This is a genomic window from Paraburkholderia mimosarum LMG 23256 = NBRC 106338 (assembly GCF_000739815.1).
In the GTDB taxonomy this organism is placed as follows: domain Bacteria; phylum Pseudomonadota; class Gammaproteobacteria; order Burkholderiales; family Burkholderiaceae; genus Paraburkholderia; species Paraburkholderia mimosarum.
Map to the genome: position 1 here is coordinate 186,918 of NZ_BBJJ01000005.1, position 16,368 is coordinate 203,285.

The 16,368-nt window shown below is 65.2% G+C and carries 11 protein-coding genes and 1 pseudogene; 7 read left to right on the forward strand and 5 right to left on the reverse strand.

The annotated features are described in order from the left end of the window. Positions 1-74 precede the first annotated feature (74 nt). Positions 75-2,084 (reverse strand): beta-galactosidase, encoded by a 2,010-nt coding sequence (locus tag BMI01S_RS05985; RefSeq protein ID WP_028230213.1) that lies wholly within the window; start codon positions 2,082-2,084, stop codon positions 75-77. Between the two features lie 34 nt (positions 2,085-2,118). After that, positions 2,119-3,291 carry an ABC transporter ATP-binding protein gene (locus tag BMI01S_RS05990; protein ID WP_028230212.1) on the reverse strand — a complete coding sequence of 391 codons (1,173 nt, stop codon included), beginning with the start codon at positions 3,289-3,291 and terminating at the stop codon, positions 2,119-2,121. Positions 3,292-3,480: 189 nt separating this feature from the next. Here BMI01S_RS05990 and BMI01S_RS05995 point away from each other — a divergent pair, with 189 nt between their 5' ends. Together BMI01S_RS05995 and BMI01S_RS06000 are read left to right on the forward strand one after the other, a co-directional pair. Further along, the gene (locus BMI01S_RS05995; protein ID WP_028230211.1) at positions 3,481-4,506 is read left to right on the forward strand and encodes a LacI family DNA-binding transcriptional regulator; all 1,026 of its coding nucleotides are present in this window, start codon (positions 3,481-3,483) and stop codon (positions 4,504-4,506) included. 154 nt (positions 4,507-4,660) lie between these two features. Beyond that, entirely contained in the window at positions 4,661-6,457 is a 1,797-nt protein-coding gene (locus BMI01S_RS06000; protein WP_028230210.1) for a methyl-accepting chemotaxis protein, read from the forward strand. Here the strand turns inward: BMI01S_RS06000 and BMI01S_RS06005 are convergent. Next, the gene (locus BMI01S_RS06005) at positions 6,454-7,428 is read right to left on the reverse strand and encodes a response regulator (protein ID WP_028211284.1); all 975 of its coding nucleotides are present in this window, start codon (positions 7,426-7,428) and stop codon (positions 6,454-6,456) included. The two genes, BMI01S_RS06000 and BMI01S_RS06005, sit on opposite strands and share 4 nt — an antisense overlap. Positions 7,429-7,714: 286 nt before the next feature. Here BMI01S_RS06005 and BMI01S_RS06010 point away from each other — a divergent pair, with 286 nt between their 5' ends. Further along, positions 7,715-8,212, forward strand: a complete 498-nt coding sequence (locus BMI01S_RS06010; RefSeq protein ID WP_028211283.1) for an acyl-CoA thioesterase — start codon at positions 7,715-7,717, stop codon at positions 8,210-8,212. A gap of 50 nt (positions 8,213-8,262) precedes the next feature. Here the strand turns inward: BMI01S_RS06010 and BMI01S_RS06015 are convergent, their stop codons facing one another. Continuing rightward, positions 8,263-9,750 (reverse strand): sensor histidine kinase, encoded by a 1,488-nt coding sequence (locus BMI01S_RS06015; protein ID WP_028230209.1) that lies wholly within the window; start codon positions 9,748-9,750, stop codon positions 8,263-8,265. A gap of 573 nt (positions 9,751-10,323) precedes the next feature. On the opposite strand from BMI01S_RS06015, the gene BMI01S_RS06020 reads away from it, so the two are divergent. Next, the gene (locus tag BMI01S_RS06020; protein ID WP_169745483.1) at positions 10,324-11,859 is read left to right on the forward strand and encodes an EAL domain-containing protein; all 1,536 of its coding nucleotides are present in this window, start codon (positions 10,324-10,326) and stop codon (positions 11,857-11,859) included. 13 nt (positions 11,860-11,872) lie between these two features. Here the strand turns inward: BMI01S_RS06020 and BMI01S_RS06025 are convergent. Next, positions 11,873-12,486 (reverse strand): annotated as a pseudogene (locus BMI01S_RS06025) (GNAT family N-acetyltransferase). A 174-nt stretch (positions 12,487-12,660) separates the two neighbouring features. On the opposite strand from BMI01S_RS06025, the gene BMI01S_RS06030 reads away from it, so the two are divergent. The 3 genes from BMI01S_RS06030 (at position 12,661) to cls (ending at position 16,353) form a co-directional block, all read left to right on the forward strand. After that, the gene (locus BMI01S_RS06030; RefSeq protein WP_028211280.1) at positions 12,661-13,143 is read left to right on the forward strand and encodes an OsmC family protein; all 483 of its coding nucleotides are present in this window, start codon (positions 12,661-12,663) and stop codon (positions 13,141-13,143) included. Between the two features lie 213 nt (positions 13,144-13,356). Then, positions 13,357-14,940: an alpha/beta hydrolase family protein gene (locus BMI01S_RS06035; RefSeq protein ID WP_028230207.1), complete on the forward strand. Its 1,584-nt coding sequence runs from the start codon at positions 13,357-13,359 to the stop codon at positions 14,938-14,940. A 141-nt stretch (positions 14,941-15,081) separates the two neighbouring features. Continuing rightward, complete coding sequence (gene cls, locus BMI01S_RS06040; RefSeq protein ID WP_028230206.1) at positions 15,082-16,353, forward strand: cardiolipin synthase; 1,272 nt, start codon at positions 15,082-15,084, stop codon at positions 16,351-16,353. Positions 16,354-16,368: the final 15 nt, after the last annotated feature.

The following is a 16,368-nucleotide window of genomic DNA, read 5'->3' on the forward strand; positions in this document are numbered from 1 at the left end:
CTTGGTTATACGTCGTTGTCGGTGCTGCATCCGGAAGCAACTGGCGATGCGTTCATCGCCGGGTCATCGCGCGTTCACGACGAGCGGTAAGCGCTCACGCCCTGCGCTTCTATCGTACGCGAGCCGATCACGAATGCCTCGTCGGGAATGTCCGCAGATAGCGTGTGCGTGCCCGGCCCGTAGTTGAATACCCACGTGAAGCCGCCGCGCCGGCTCACGCGTATCGCGTCGCCAAGCGGCTGCGGCACGAGGCCGGCTTCGCGCGCGGCGCCCGCAAAAACGGCCTGCGTGGTCGCGTCGTCGAACAGGCTCGCGAGGTAATGGACCGCCCCGCTCTTCACATAAGCGGGATGCCCGTCGCCGAACGTCGCGCGAACCTCCGGCACGGCCCATTCGTTTTCGCCCGCGTTCGTCACTGAGCCACCCAGTTCGATCAGGTCACGCCAATGGCGCGCATGGCCTTCCTGCGCGGCAGCCCCATCGAACTTCACCGGCTCGCTGATGTCCGGCCGCAGCGACTCCACGCGCCACACGCGCAGCGGCAGCAGCGCCGCGAGCGGCCCCGGCGGCAGGTTGGCCGGAATCTGCAGATCGATGGTCTTCGAGCCCGTGCGCGGCCCGATTACGATCTGTGCGCCCGACGCCGCGAGACGCTGCGCGAAGTCGTCGGGCACGATGGGCAGCGGCGGCACGACGATGAGCCGGTAGCCGTCGAGCGGCGCATGCACCGGCACGATATCGACGTCGAAGCCCAGCGAGCGCAGCGCCGAGTAGTACTCCACAGCAAAGCGCGGATAGTGGAAATCCGCGCCTTGCGGATGGATCTCGAAGAGCCACTTGGCCTCGTAGTCGAATACGAGCGCAACGGGTGTCTTCACGTCGAAGTCGCGGTCCGCCTTTGCCGCCGCGAGCACCGCCTCGATTTCCCCGGCCACGCGCGCGGCCTCCGCGCTGGCGAGATCAGGCCGGTTATCGGGCGTATTCAGGCCCGCGTGCATCTGCTCCTGCGCGAACGGCGCCTGGCGCCAGCGAAAATACGACACGCAGCCCGCGCCATGCGCGAAAGCCTCCCAGCTCCATAGGCGCACCATCCCCGGCAGCGGCGCGGGGTTCCACTGCGCCCAGTTCACGGGACCAGGCTGCTGCTCCATGACCCAGAACGGCAGCTTCGACATGCCGCGATACACGTCATGATTGAACGAGGCGAAATCCGGGTGGCCCGTGCGCAGATAGCGCGCCTTCACGTCGGGCGCGAACCACTGCTGGTCGAGTGCGCCGAGCGGATAGCTGTCCCAGGCCGCGACGTCGAGATCGGCGGCGACCTTGTAGTGATCGAACTCCATGAAGAGCTGCATGAAGTTGTGCGCGATGGGCCGGCCCGGCGCATGTGCGCGCAAAATGTCCACCTGCATGCGGTTGTAGCGCTGCAGTTCGTGGGAAGCAAAACGCTGGTAGTCGAGCCGGTGCGAAGGATGCGCTTCGGTCACGGTGCCCACGGGTGCGTCGATCTCGTCGAAGCTGCGGTACTCCATGCTCCAGAATACGGTGCCCCACGCGGTGTTGAGCGCCTCGATGCTGCCGTAGCGCGCCGCGAGCCATTCGCGAAAGCGCCGTACGGCCGCCGGCGAATAGCTGACCACCGTTTGATGGCAGCCGTACTCGTTGTCCGTCTGCCAGTACGCGACAGCGGGATGCTGGCCGTAGCGCGCGGCGACCGCCTCGCAAATGCGGCGCGAGGCCTCGAAATACGCCGGCGACGAAAAATCGTAGTGCCGCCGCGAACCGAACCCGCGCACGCGGCCATCGGCGCCTACGGGCAGGATGTCGGGATGCTGGTCGATCAGCCACTTGGGCGGCGTGGCCGTGGGCGTGCACATGACCACTTGCAGGCCTGCCGCGCCGAGCGTGTCGATCGCGCGGTCCAGCCAGCCCCAGTCGAATTCGCCGGGCGAGGGTTCGATGCGGCTCCACGCGAACTCGCCGATGCGCACCTGCGCGATGCCGAGCGCCTTCATGCGCGCGGCGTCGTCTTTCCACATGGCCTCCGGCCAGTGTTCCGGGTAGTAACAGACTCCAAGACGCATTCCTGTCCCCTCGTTCGCAGCTCTCATTCTGTTCTCATGCGGTTTGATCGATGGTGGCGAGCGGCGCGACGGCAAAGCCGTCCTCCGCGAAGAGATGGCAGGCGTTCGCGCTCGCACGGAACCGCACGGTGTTGCCGCTTTGCAGGCGCGCGTCACCGGGGGCCTTGGCGACGAGCACGGCTCCCCCCGGCTGATCGAGGTGCACGTAGCTGTGCTCGCCCAGCTCCTCGACCAGCGTGACGGCGCGCGCAATCGTCAAGGTATCCTGATGATCCTTCGATGCCCTCGATGGGGCGTCACCCTCCGCGAGTTCCAGATGCTCGGGGCGCACGCCGAAGGTAACCGGCGCACCCACAGCAAGCCGCGCGCCCTGCACCGGCAGCCGCACCGTTTCGCCGCTTGGGTCGAGCGTCACGCTCACGCCGTTCGTCTCGATGGCGGCCACGCGCGCCGGCAGGAAGTTCATGCGCGGGGAACCGATGAAGCCCGCCACGAAACGGCTCGCCGGACGGTGATAGAGGTCGAGCGGCGCGCCCACCTGCGCGATGCTCCCATGTCGTTCGGTGTCCTTACCGCTGTGCAGCAGGACGATCTTGTCGGCGAGCGTCATCGCCTCGATCTGGTCGTGCGTCACGTACACCACGCTCGCCTGCTCGAACTGGCGATGCAGGCGGGCGATCTCGATGCGGGTCTGGCCACGCAAGGTGGCGTCGAGATTGGAAAGCGGTTCGTCGAACAGGAACACGCCGGGCTCGCGCACGATCGCGCGGCCAATCGCCACGCGCTGGCGCTGTCCGCCCGAAAGCGCCTTGGGATGACGCTCGAGCAGCGCTTCGAGCTGAAGAATGCGCGCGGCCTCGCGCACCTTGCGATCGATCTCGGCCTTCGGCGTCTTTGCGAGCTTGAGGCCGAACGCCATGTTCTCGTACACGGTCATGTGCGGGAACAGCGCGTAGCTCTGAAACACCATGGCTACGCCGCGCTGCGCGGCGGGCACATCGTTCACGAGCGTGCCGCCAATGGAGATGTCGCCATCGGTCACGTCTTCGAGGCCCGCGATCATGCGCAGCAGCGTGGACTTGCCGCAGCCCGAAGGGCCGAGGAATACACAGAACTCGTTTCTGCCGATCTCAAGATCGACGTTGCGAATCACCGGCGCGTTCTCGCCGTATGCCTTCTGAACGCCGCGTAACGAAATGCTCGCCATCGTCCCGTCTCCATGTTCTAATCAGCACGACACGGAGATTAAGCGCTTAATCAGCAGCCTTAAAAAAGCGATCGCCGTAGCGATCCTGGCTGGCTTGTCTCCGGTAATCGTTTTGATTGTCGGGGCAATGTTGCAGTGGGCGTGACGATCATGCAAATGTTGAATGACCTTCCCATATTCTGAGATTACATGGCGACCCTGAACGAAGTCGCGCGCCGCGCCGGCGTCACGCCCGCCACTGTCTCGAACGTCTTGCGCGAGCGCGGGCGCGTGGGCGAGGCTACGCGCCAACGGGTGCTCGAAGCGGTCGAGGCGCTCGGCTATCGCCCCCACCTCTCGGCCCGCGCGCTCGCCGAGGGGCGGCCGCCGACCATCGCGCTCATGGTGTCGAGCATCGCGAACCCGTTCTACCCGGAGTTCGCGCTCGCCGTGGAGAATGCGCTGCGGCGCAGCGGGCGCTTCCTCATCATCTGCAACACCGACGGCGACCCGCAAAAGGGCCGTGCTTACCTCGAACAGATCGCGGGCACGCTTTCAGCGGGCGTGCTCGTGATGAACGCGAACCTCGATTTTTCCGATTTGCGCGCCACCATGCGGCGCGGCGCGCCCGTGGTGCTGTGCATGTGGGAGCGCCCGCTCGATCCGCCCGGCCTGCCCTGCGTCGCCGTGGATTTTCGCCTTGCGGGCGAGCTTGCCGCGCAGCATCTGCTGACGCTCGGGCACAGGCGCATGGGCGCGATCGTCGGCAGCAAGGTCTCCGGCATTCACGCGGCGCGCCATGAAGGCTTCGTCGCGGCCCTGCAGGCTGCCGGGCTCGACGGCGCAGGCGCGCCCGTGCGCCATGCGCCGGATACCACCCAGGGCGGCTACGCGGCCGCGAGCGAGCTGCTTGCGCGGCATCCCGATCTCACTGCCCTCTTCGCGACCAATGATCTGCCCGCGCTCGGCGCGATGCAGGCCGCCGCCGATCTCGGGCTCAACGTACCGCGCGATCTTTCCGTGGTCGGGATCACCGACATTCAACTTGCGCGCGAATCGCGGCCCGCGCTCACGACCGTTGCGGTCGCAACGGTCGAGGCAGCGGAGCGGGCTGTCGAACTGCTCACGGAGCTGGTCGAAGCGCCGCATTCGGCCGCGGGTGCGGCCTCGCGGGTATGTGTGGTTTCGGCGCCGCGGCTAGTCGTGCGGGCTTCGACGGCGGCGCCTCGCAAGTAAGGCAAACGCAAGGTTCGGCATCGAAATCCAGGCCGGAATCACAGAACGTTTAAGCAAACCTTTAGTTTCTTCCCGAACCATCCGTTAAAGACGGTGGCGCTGCAGCAGCGCACCGCCAGGAACAACAACAGAGAACGGCTGGAGAAGAACGACCGTGAAGCGAACAACGTTGAATCAGAAAGCCTGGAGCATCGTCGCGCTCCTGTGGGTCGCGCTCGTCGTGCTGGTGGTGGCCAACGCCTTCATCACGCGCTCGGGCATGCTCACCGACCGCAAGCAGTTGGTCGAGCAGGAAACGCAAACGGCAATGGGCGTGGTCTCGTACTACCAGAAGGAAGCGGCCGCCGGCCACGTGAGCGCCGACGACGCCAAACGCCTCGCCATCGCCACCTTGCGCAGCATGCGCTACGGCGACGACAACAGCGGCTACTTCGGCATCTACGACAGCAACGCAGTCGCGCTGCTCGTGCCGCCCAAGCCAGAGATGGAAGGCAAGAGCCAGGCGAACACGACCGATCCGCGCGGCACCCACGTCGCCGTCGAGATCGTCAAGAGTTCTTCCTCGGGCGGCGACGGCTACGCCAGCTACTTGTGGCCCAAGCCCGGCAAGAGCGCGCCGGTGGAAAAGATCACGTATTCCACCTTCGTGCCGGACTGGGACTGGCACCTGTTCACCGGCATCTATACCGACGATATCGACGACGCCTTCCGCAGCGCGCTGATCAGCAACCTCGTGCTCGTGACGGTGATCGGCGCGGCGGTGACGCTCGGCCTCATGTGGCTCATTCGCACGATCCGCCGCAGCCTGGGCGGCGAGCCGGAATATGCATCGGCCATCTGCCAGCGCATTGCCGAAGGCGATCTCACGGCGCGCGTGGATCTCGCGACCGGCGACCAGCACAGCCTGCTCCATTCGATGCACCAGATGCAGCGCCGGCTCGTCGAGACCGTGCAGCGCATTCAGACATCGGCGGAATCGATCACGACGGGCGCGAAGGAAATCGCGGCGGGCAACATGGATCTTTCCTCGCGCACCGAGGAGCAGGCCGCCTCGCTCGAGGAAACGGCCGCCAGCATCGAAGAACTCACGACCACGGTCAAACACAACACCGACAATGCGCGCCAGGGCAACACGCTGGCCGTCAACGCATCGGAAGTCGCGGCGCGCGGCGGCGAGGTCGTACGCCGCGTGGTCGAGACGATGAACGAGATCTCGAGCAGCTCGCAGCGCGTGGAGCAGATCATCGGCGTGATCGACGGTATTGCGTTCCAGACGAATATTCTCGCGCTCAACGCCGCCGTGGAGGCCGCGCGCGCCGGCGACCAGGGCCGCGGCTTCGCGGTCGTGGCGGGCGAAGTGCGCAGCCTCGCGCAGCGCAGCGCGACGGCTGCCAAGGAGATCAAGGACTTGATCGGGCAGTCGGTGGCGCAGGTGGCGCAAGGCACGAAGCTCGTCGACGAAGCGGGCAAGACGATCGACGAGGTGGTGATGTCGGCGCGCCGCGTGGCCGACCTGATGGGCGAAATCGCGGCGGCTTCCGAGGAACAGCACACCGGCATCGAGCAGGTGAACCGCGCCGTCGCGCAGATGGACGAAGTGACGCAGCAGAACGCGGCGCTCGTGGAGGAAGCCTCGGCCGCGGCGCAGTCAATGGCCGCGCAATCGGACGGGCTGCGCGATGTCGTGACGGTGTTCCGGGTCGCGGCGCATGATGCATCGATGGCGGCGCCTTTTGAGAGTGCGCGTGCCGCGCGTTCCAGCGCTGGCGGACCGGCAGTGGTGAGCGCGCCGCTCAAGCGTCCGGCAGCTACGGCCAAGCCGGCCCGAAGCGCGCCGGCGCGCAACGCCACGAATGGTGCAACGGCAACGGTAGCGGCAACGCCCGCGGCAGCCGCAGCGAAGCCCGTGGCGATGGCATCGAACCACACCGCTGACTGGGAAACGTTCTAGAAGCGGCTTCGGTCCGCGCCCTGCGCCGCGCGCCACGCCGCGAACGTCGTCAGCTCCGGCGCGAGCCGCGCATCGTCGATACGGGTCCAGCTCGTATGCGTGTCGTCGAGTCCCGGCACCGGCTGCGGCGTCGCGAACGCCAACTGCGACATGCCGGGACGATACGCCTCGTGCGGCCAGTACACGGGCATGACGCGCCGCGCCGCCATTGCTTCGCGCAGCGCAGCGGGGCCGCCTTCGTCGGTCACGACATCGCATTGCGCCGACCAGTCGCGGCTGTCCCACGCGAGGAACACGCCGGCGTTGCCTTCGGCGTCGAAGGTCAGCACGGCGTTCTGCTCGGGCCGCCAGTAGTATTCGACAATGCGCTCGCGCTGCGCGAGTTCGTGCAGCACGTCGGCCGCGCGCCGGTTCGCGTAGACCGCACCCACCCCATGCACGCCGATATGGCCGCGCCGCGCGCAGAATTTGCGCTTGGCGTCGTCGATGGCGCCGCGCAGCTTGCGCGTCATGGCGGGATCCGTCTTCTTCACGTAGAAGTCGATGAGCCCCGCGTTGAACGCCTCCACCGCGTGCGATTCGTCGGCCGTGGCCGTGAGCAGGATGCGCGTACACGCCAGGTCCCGCGCCGCAGCGAGAAATTCGATGCCGGTCATCGCGGGCATTTCATAGTCCACCACGAGCGCGGCGATATCCTCAAAGCGCGCCGTGTCGGCCATTACATCCTCGCCAAGGGCGTTGCCGCCTTTCTTCTCGAACTCGGACCATGCGGGCCCCGACGCGGGATTGCGCGCACGCTGCCGGGCCTCGTGCGAAGCGACGAAAGCTAGCGCCTCGTGCGCGCTCGTGAAATAGCGGTCCGTGCCGGCTCCGGGAAACAGCCCGCGCAGCGCGTAGAGAAAATCCGCACTGTCGTCGAGGAAAACGACGGAGACGGGATGATAAACCGGCTGTCTGACGATGGAACTCATGCTCGATCTCGGTTAAGCGCGCTGCACTTCATGCGGCAAGTGCCGTGCCGCAAGTCAACCCTGGCGATTATGCGGTGTGACGCCTTTGCACAGCAACCCGATGCAACCGTTCGCCGTGCGAAACCCGTTTGCGCAAACGTTATCGCACCCAGCGAGCATGAACGCACTTACGTATGTGAGGGGCACGATATTGATCAAAGAAGAACACGAAGAGAATGGCGCATGCCTCCCTTTTCGGGGAGCCATGCGCGGCTGCCGCTTGCAGCCCCTATCTGGAGTCATACTGATGTACGCACGCGAATCCATTCCCGCCGTCCTTTCCCGTGGCACCGCCGGATTCTCCGACGAAATCATGGAAGCCACGCCGACCAAAACGTTCCACCACGTCATCGATATCTACCTGAAGGACTCGAACGCCTTCATGAACACGTATTTCGCCCGCTATTTCGAGTGGCAGGGCATCTGCCGCGAGCGCTGGTTTCATGAGTGCATCCACAACAATCTGCTCGCGGCCGGCGGCGTGTTCGTCACCAAACGCGCGCACCAGGAATACGTGCAGGAGACGTTTCCGTTTCAGCGCGTGGATTGCTACATGAACACCTTCCAGGTGCGTCAGTGCTCGGCGTATCTCGTGTTCCGCTTTTGCGTGGACGGGCGGCCCGTTTCGCTCGGTTATCAGCAGATTCTCTTTGCCGGCACCGACAAGCGCATTCGCCGCTTTCCGCCCGGCATCGTCGAGCGCGTGAAAGAGTACGAGCTGATCCTGCCATCGGGTTCGAACTAAGCAATTGCAACCGGGCGGTTCGAAAGGCGGACTGAATCCGGCTGGATGAACTAGCCTGCAAAGTCCTGCCCCGCCGGCCAGCGGCGGGGCTTCGCCGGCGCATCGTGCAGCGCGCGGTCGGCGCTCGTGCCGGGCTCGGGCAGCCGGATCGTGAAGGTCGTGTGAACGTGCGGCTCCGACTCGCAGGCGATCGTGCCGCCCAGCGCCTCGGCCACGCGGCGGCAAAACGTGAGACCCATGCCGGTGCCGCGCCCGTGCGACTTGGTCGAATAGAACGGATCGAAAACGCGCGGCAGAATATCGGCGGGAATGCCACAGCCGTTATCGGAAAAGCGCAGCACGCACCAACCCGATTCGCTCGTCGCGGCAATCTCAACGCGGCCTTCGTAGGCGCTCGCCTTGTCGCCTCGTTCGGCGATCTCCGCCTGGATCGCGAAGAGCGCGTTCTTGAGCAGGTTGAAGAGCACGAACACCACGAGCGAATCCGAGCCCGAAAAGCTCAGTTGCGCGTCGATAGGCGCAACCCGCACCATATCGCGTTCGCCGGCACGAAACGGAAAGCGCTCGAGCGCGGCGTTCACGCAGGAGCGCACCGGGTAGGTCTCGAAGCTGCGGCGGTCGAGCCGGTCGAGCGTGAACGAGGCCAGCGACATCTCGACCACGGTGCTCGTGCTGTCCACCTGGCGGCGGATCGAGGTGGCAAGCGAGGAAAGCCGCTCCGACTGCCCCGGGTACAGCCCATCCACGCACAACTGATGCTGCACGGCCAACTGGTAGCCGCGCATGAGTTCGGGGAGCACGTTGCCGATTTCTTCCGCGTGCATGCCGATGGCCGCGAGCGGTGTGGCGACCTCGTGCGCCACGGTGGCCGCGATCAGGTACGGCCGCATGAGGCCGTAACGCACGATCGTGACCGCGAGTATGCCGAGGCTGATGGCGATGAACACGGCGCCCACGGGATAGAACGCGAGCCCGTAGTTCACGGCGTAATCGGTGGCCGCCAGCGCGTACAAGCCGAGGCTGAAAACGCACAGATCGAGCAGCTTGCGACGATCGTGCGCCTGCGACTGCCGGCGTGCGAAGAAAAGCAGCCATGCGCTGCGGCACGCGAGCAGCACCGTTTGCACGACGTGCACGGGATGCAGCGCACCCGCCTTCGGATACTTGCCGAAGAAGAACGTGCCATAGCCGTCCACCACGGCGTCGCTCAGGAGCAATAGCGCCGCAAGCAGTGCGCTCAGCACCCAGGAGCCGATGAGCCACGCGCGTTCGCCGCGCCGGGCGCTCACTTCGGTCACGAAGTGATAGAACGTCGTGGGCAGAAAGAGGATGAAGAAGTAACCGACCTTCACCAGCACACTGGAGAGTTCCGGGTCGGAAGTCTGGAACAGAAAGGCCCACGTGCCCTGCCAGAAGAACGTGGTTGCGCACATCAAGGCGAACGGCACCGAGAGGCGCGTGAAGCCCTCGGTCAGAAGCACGTAGACGCCGAATCCGAGAAATAATGCGGAAACGAACGCAGGCAGGATCGAATACATAGTCTGTCGCGTGGGTTCTTGTTCTTACCGACCTGTTGGTGCGGCGCGTTTCGTGCAGCTTCCCCGTGCGCCCGATGTCCGATACGGGGTGATATTTCGCCACCCAATGCGCGATGCATCAAAATTACGCGCCAATCGAACCGAATTTGCCGATTATCGCCGCTAATTGCTGTTGCGGCAAAAAATTCCTCCCAAAGCCCCCCTCGCGATGCGCGCTGAACCACCGCGATCGGGTTCTTGCAGAGGATTCCCAATCGATGCGGCGCGCGCTTGATACTGATTGATGCCGCTTGATCCTGATTGAGAGCGCTCGACGGCACCCGGATCTGCGCCCGTGCAATAGCCGGGCACCCTCATGCGCCGGGCATGCGCGCAAACCCGGCGAGCGTTTCGCTTGCGCGCTCACGCCCGGACAGCAGCGCGTCGCCGGGCCGCGAAAGACGCTACCATCGGCAACGACGATCGGCGAAGGGCACCTGACGCACGCCGTCGACCTGCGCCTTCGTTCGCGCCGCCGGAGCCCGACCGTACGCCATGAGCCCCCGACTCACCGCCCTGACGACATTCTGCGCCGTGTCCTTCGCCGTCCTGGCCACGCTCACGGGGGCCCTGTACGTGTCCAACGCTGCTTCCGAACGCCAGCTCCGCCAGCAGATCGACGCCTTTTCGAGCCGCGCGCTGCTGCGCGCCGACCAGGTGACCGCCGAAGTCGTGGAGGCCCTGCGCCATCTGGAGCCGTACGACGGCACGCCGTGCTCGAACGAGCATCTGCAGGCTCTGCGCGAAGCCGAGGAACAGTTTCGGTACATACGCGAGGTCGGCTGGACGGACGGTGTCCGCCTGCGCTGCACCGCGCAGCGCGGCAACGTCGACGTCGTATTGCCGCCGCCAGAATGGACCTATGGACAGGACGTCACCGCGTGGCAAACCGAGGGCGGTCAGCGTGGCAACGAGCAACGCATGCTCAACGTGCGCCTCGGCAATCACGTCGTCGTAATCGACCCGCGCTTCTACCTCGACATCGTGCCGCTCGACGACACCATCGCGCTCGCCGTGCTCGAAACGCAGGACGGCGTCGTCATCTCGCGCTCACCGCACGCCGACGCAGGACTCGCGCGCGCGGCGCTGCAGCGCCAAGCCGCCAGCCTGTATTTCGACGGACGCTATTACATCGCCGTGCGCTCGCAGCGCTTTCCCATCGCCGTGGTGGCCTATGAGCCCGAGGACCGCTTGCGCGCCAACCTGTTCGCACAACTCCGGACTGCTCTTCCGTGGGCGCTCGTCCTGAGTGCGCTCGGCACGTGGCTCGTGCTGCGCTGGGGCCACAAGCTGCGCACGCCGCGCCACGCAATCCTGGAGGGCGTCCGGCGGCGCCAGTTCGTGGCCTGGCTGCAGCCGATCGTCTCGCTCGAAAGCGGCCGCTGCGTCGGCGCCGAGGCGTTGGCACGCTGGAAGCTCGAAGACGGCACCTTCGTCACGCCAGACACGTTCGTTCCGATGGCTGAATCGCTCGGGCTCATCCAACCCGTTACCGATGAGATCGTGCGCTCCGTGTTCGAAGGCGTGGGCGCGCTGCTCGCCCGGCGCCCCGATCTGCACGTCTCGATCAATCTTGCGGGCGACGACCTGGGCGGCATGCGCGTGCTCGACACGCTGAACGCCGCACTTGCGAAATATGCGGTGCGTCCCGAGCAGATCTGGTTCGAAGCGATCGAGCGCGCGCTCATGGACACGGCCATTTCGGCACCGGTTCTCGAGGCGTTTCGCACGGCCGGGCACCGCGTGTTCATCGACGATTTCGGCACCGGCTATTCGAGTCTTTCGTATCTGCACGAACTGCCGGTGGACGGCATCAAGATCGAGCGGTCGTTCATCGGCCCGCTCCCGGATGGTGAGGAACTGAACAAGATCGTCCCGCACATCATCGAAATGGCGCGCAGCCTCGGCCTCGCGATCGTTGCCGAGGGCGTGGAGACCGAGGCGCAAGCGCACTATCTACGCGAGCGCGGCGTGCAGTACGCGCAGGGCTGGCGCTATGCGAAGGCCATGCCCCCCGACGAATTTCTGCACTATCTGGAGCGCGAAGCCGCACCGATGCAAAAGGCGTGAGTCTCGTGCTCGTTCATGCGTGCGGACTGTACGACACCGCGCGCGATGTCTCGCCGGGCAGATGCGCAGGCGCCAGCCCGCCGCGCACCGCCGCTGCCTTGCCGAACACGGCGCTATCGTAGCCCCGACCCGCAAAGCGCACGACATCGACGAGACTGAAGCCTTGCGCGCGATAGAACGCAACGAGGTGATCGGCGGCAAACGGCGTGTCGAGTGCGATTTGCGTGTAGCCGCGCGCAGCCGCCCAATGCCCCGCGAACGCGAGCAACGCGCGGCCGATGCCGCGGCTCTGCCATTTTGGCTCAATATCGAATTGATGGACCGAAGCAACGCTGCGCTGGCGATAATATTCGCAATGCGAACTGCTGTCGTGCCCTTCAACCGTCAACGTACCGACGATCCTGCCGTTGCACACGGCGACGAAACAGTCGCCCGCCAGCGCGCGCTCGCGTGTCATGCTCGCGGCCTGATCGGCGCGCAGAAACAGTGCAACCCGAGCGACGCGAGGCGTGCAAACGCGCGATGCAGCAAACGCGTGAGCGCCTCCCAGGAATCGTGGCGCGGATCGAAGCGCCGCAGCGCGAGCCGGCCGATTCCGGGCTGAACGAAGGTAGTCCGCTCATCCATGCGCTGGGTTGCACGCGAGGTCGACATGGCGCCTCCAGTCGTTTCGATGCACGCAGTCTAGAGTTGGGCCGCAAGCGCCACAAGAAAAAATGTCGTAAAAAACAGGGCGATACGCGTTGCCGAATCACGCTGTCATAATGAGCGCCCCGAAGTTCGATCTAGTGGAGAGACAACATGGCGCACGGCGAGCACACCTACCGCGTTTCGGTTCAATGGACGGGCAATCGCGGCAGCGGCACCTCGGGCTATCGCGAGTATGGCCGCGATCACGTCATCCGCGCGAGCGGCAAACCCGATATTCCCGGCTCGGCGGACCCGGCCTTTCGCGGCGACGCCGCGCGCTGGAATCCCGAGGACCTGCTCGTGGCTTCGGCCGCGGCATGCCACAAGCTCTGGTATCTGCACCTGTGCGCCGATGCCGGCATCGCGGTGCTCGCCTACGAGGACAACGCAGAAGGCACGATGGCCGATACAGCGCAACACGGCGCCTTCACGAAGATCGTATTGCGCCCTCGCGTGACGATCCGCGCGAGCGACGACCGCAGCCTCGCCGAGCGGTTGCATCACGCGGCGCACGATCAGTGCTACGTCGCGAACTCGGTGAAGTTTCCGATTACTTGCGAGCCAACCATCGAAGTGGCCGCGCCGGCTTCCTGATAGCCAGAGCGCGCCTCGGGCTCGGCTCTTCCCACTTGGTGGCGCGCTCCATCATTGTTCACACCGATCAACGCTACGCCACGTTCTCATCGGACGTTTCATCGGAAGATTGCCACCACAACGATTTGACAGCCGGCATTTTCGTTTACCTATACTCCATGGACTCTGGAAGGCAGCCCCATTTTCCGAAGACCAACAAGAACGGAGTGTGAGATGCAACGAGCGATGCGAAATGCGGGTTTGGCACTGCTGACTTTCTCTTTGTCGAGCGCAAGCGTGATCGTGCAGGCGGATTCGACCTGCGGCGGTGCGAGCTGCCTTTACCGCGGTCAGCTGGTCGAGCAGAGCACGACCCTGCGGCTGGGCGCGAGCGATTTCACGAAACTGCTGGGCAGCAGCGCGAGCGGCCAACAGTTGCTCCAGGTTGCCGGCACGCCGCGCTGCGACGTCGAAATCCGCTACTTTCGTTACCGCACGACAGGTGGCGCGGGCGAACCCACGATATCGAGCGCAGCGCTCATGATCCCGGGGGGCCGGGCAGCGTGCACGGGTGGGCGCCCCCTCATGCTGTACGCGCACGGAACGACGACCTATCGCAACTACAACATCGCCGACATCACCCAGACGGATCCGAACAACGGCGACGGCGCGGGCGAAGGCATCGCCGTGGCCGCGATCTACGCGGCGCAAGGCTATATCGTGGTGGCGAGCAACTATGCCGGCTATTCGGGTTCACCGTTGCCGTATCACCCCTATCTGAACGGCGACCAGCAATCGGCCGACGTGATCGATTCACTGCGCGCGGCGCGGCTCGCGATGGCCCTTCCGGGCCCGGGCAACAAGACCCGGGAAAACGGCAAGCTGTTCGTGACCGGTTATTCGCAAGGCGGCTACGTGGCGCTCGCCACGCACCGCGCATTGCAGGCGGCCGGCATCAACGTCACGGCGTCCGCACCCGGCTCGGGGCCCTATGCGCTCGGCGCAATGGCCGACGCCCTCGTTCAGGGAGAAGTCGACCTCGGCTCCACGATCTTTACGGTGCTGGCGACCATGAGTTACCAGCATGCGTATGGGAACATCTATCGTCAGCCGGGCGACTTTTTCGAGGCGGCCTATGCGCCGGGCATCGAGAACCTGTTGCCGAGCGTCACGTCGATGGATGCGCTGTTCGCCGAAGGCAAACTGCCCTCCACGCAGCTTTTCAGCAGCGTGCCGCCCGCGCCCCAGTTCGCTTCGCTCACGCCGCCCGCTGCGCCGCCGCTTGCGCCCCCCGAGTTGACGCCGCTATTCGCATCGGGATTCGGCACGTCGAATCTCGTGCGTAACGCGTATCGACTGAGCATCCTCGACGACCAGATCGTCAATCCGGATGGCGCATATCCCTCGCCGACCGCCGCGATGGCGCCGGCTGCGAGTCCGGCCCAGCCGCTGCGCCAGGCGTTCAGGCGCAACGATCTGCGCAACTGGGTGCCGCGCGCGCCGGTGCTTCTCTGCGGCGGCCATCTCGATCCGACGGTGTTCTTCTTCAATGCGCAGATCGAGCAGGCATACTGGAAAAACGCCCACGTCGCGCCGGGCCTGACGAACGTCCTCGACGTCGATTCGGCTCCGGGCGTGAACGACCCGTTTGCCGCGGTCAAGGCCGGCTTCGCAGAGGCCAGGGCCGCGGTCGCCGCGCAGGCTGTTCAGGCCGGCGCAACGGATAACGGCTTTTCCGCCGTGCTCGAGGCCTATCACGGCGACATCGTCGCGCCTTTCTGCATGGTCGCGGCGCGCGGCTTCTTCAGCAACTTCTGATCCAACGATCACATCGACGAGGAATGGTCAACCCTCGTCGATCGGGCGTGCGGCAATCGTCTCACGCAGGGCGAACGGCTTGCCCGGAACGCACGTACACTTGCGGTTCCGGACTCATGTTCGCCAACGCGAGGCCCATGCATGCCGACGATTGCCCTGATTGTCGCGACTATCGCGGTGACGCTCGTCGTCGTATTCGTGATCGCCAACCTGACGAGCGGCGAGAAGAAGATCGAGCACAAGATCGAACGGCTGTATGCAAGCGACGATCCCCAGTTCACCCGCTCGATGGGGCTGCTGCTCGGGCCGCCCGTCATCGGGGGCAACCGCTTCGAAGTGCTCGTGAATGGCGACGAGATCTTCCCGTCGATGCTGCAGGGCATTCGCTCGGCGCAGCGCACGATCACCTTCGAAACCTTCATTTACTGGTCCGGCGCGATCGGCGAGGAAATCGCGCATGCGCTCTCCGACAAGGCGCGCGCGGGTATCGCGGTGCATGTGCTGCTCGACTGGGTCGGCTCGTCGAAAATGGACAAGCGCTATCTGCAGATGCTGCGCGAGGCGGGCGCGGAAATCGTCCTGTATCACAAGCCGCACTGGACGGGTCTCGGCCGCCTGAACGACCGCACGCACCGCAAGCTGCTGGTGATCGACGGGCACATCGGCTTCACGGGCGGTGTGGGCATCGCCGAAGAATGGACCGGCCATGCGCAGGACGAGAAACACTGGCGTGACACGCACTTTCGCGTGGAAGGACCGGTGGTCGGCCAGATGCAGGCGGTGTTCATGGACAACTGGGTCAAATCGACGGGGAACGTACTGCACGGCCCGCAGTATTTTCCGGCGATCGACCCGGTCGGCAACGGGCTCGCGCACATGTTCAGCAGTTCGCCCTCGGGCGGCAGCGACGACATGGAGCTGATGTACCTCATGGCGATCACCGCTGCGACCTGCTCCATCGACTTGTCGAGCGCGTACTTCGTGCCGGACAAGCTGACGATCAACGCGATCGTCGAGGCCGCGAAGCGCGGCGTGAAGGTGCGCATCATCACGCCCGGCAAGCGGATCGACACCCACACCGTGCGCGAGGCATCGCGCGCATGCTGGGGCGACCTGCTCGCGGCCGGTGTCGAGATATACGAATATCAGCCGACGATGTTCCACTGCAAAGTGATTATCGTGGACGAGTATCTGGTGTCGGTCGGCTCGACCAACTTCGATAGCCGCTCGTTCAAGCTCAACGACGAAGCCAATCTCAACATCTACGACCGCGATTTCGCGCGCCGGCAGACGGCGATTTTCGACAGCGACCTGAAACACGCGAAACGCATCACGTTCGACGCCTGGCGCAGCCGCCCGCTCGTCGAAAAGCTGCTGGAACGCGCTATTGCGTTGCTCGATCCGCAACTTTGACGCCTGGTTGCGCCG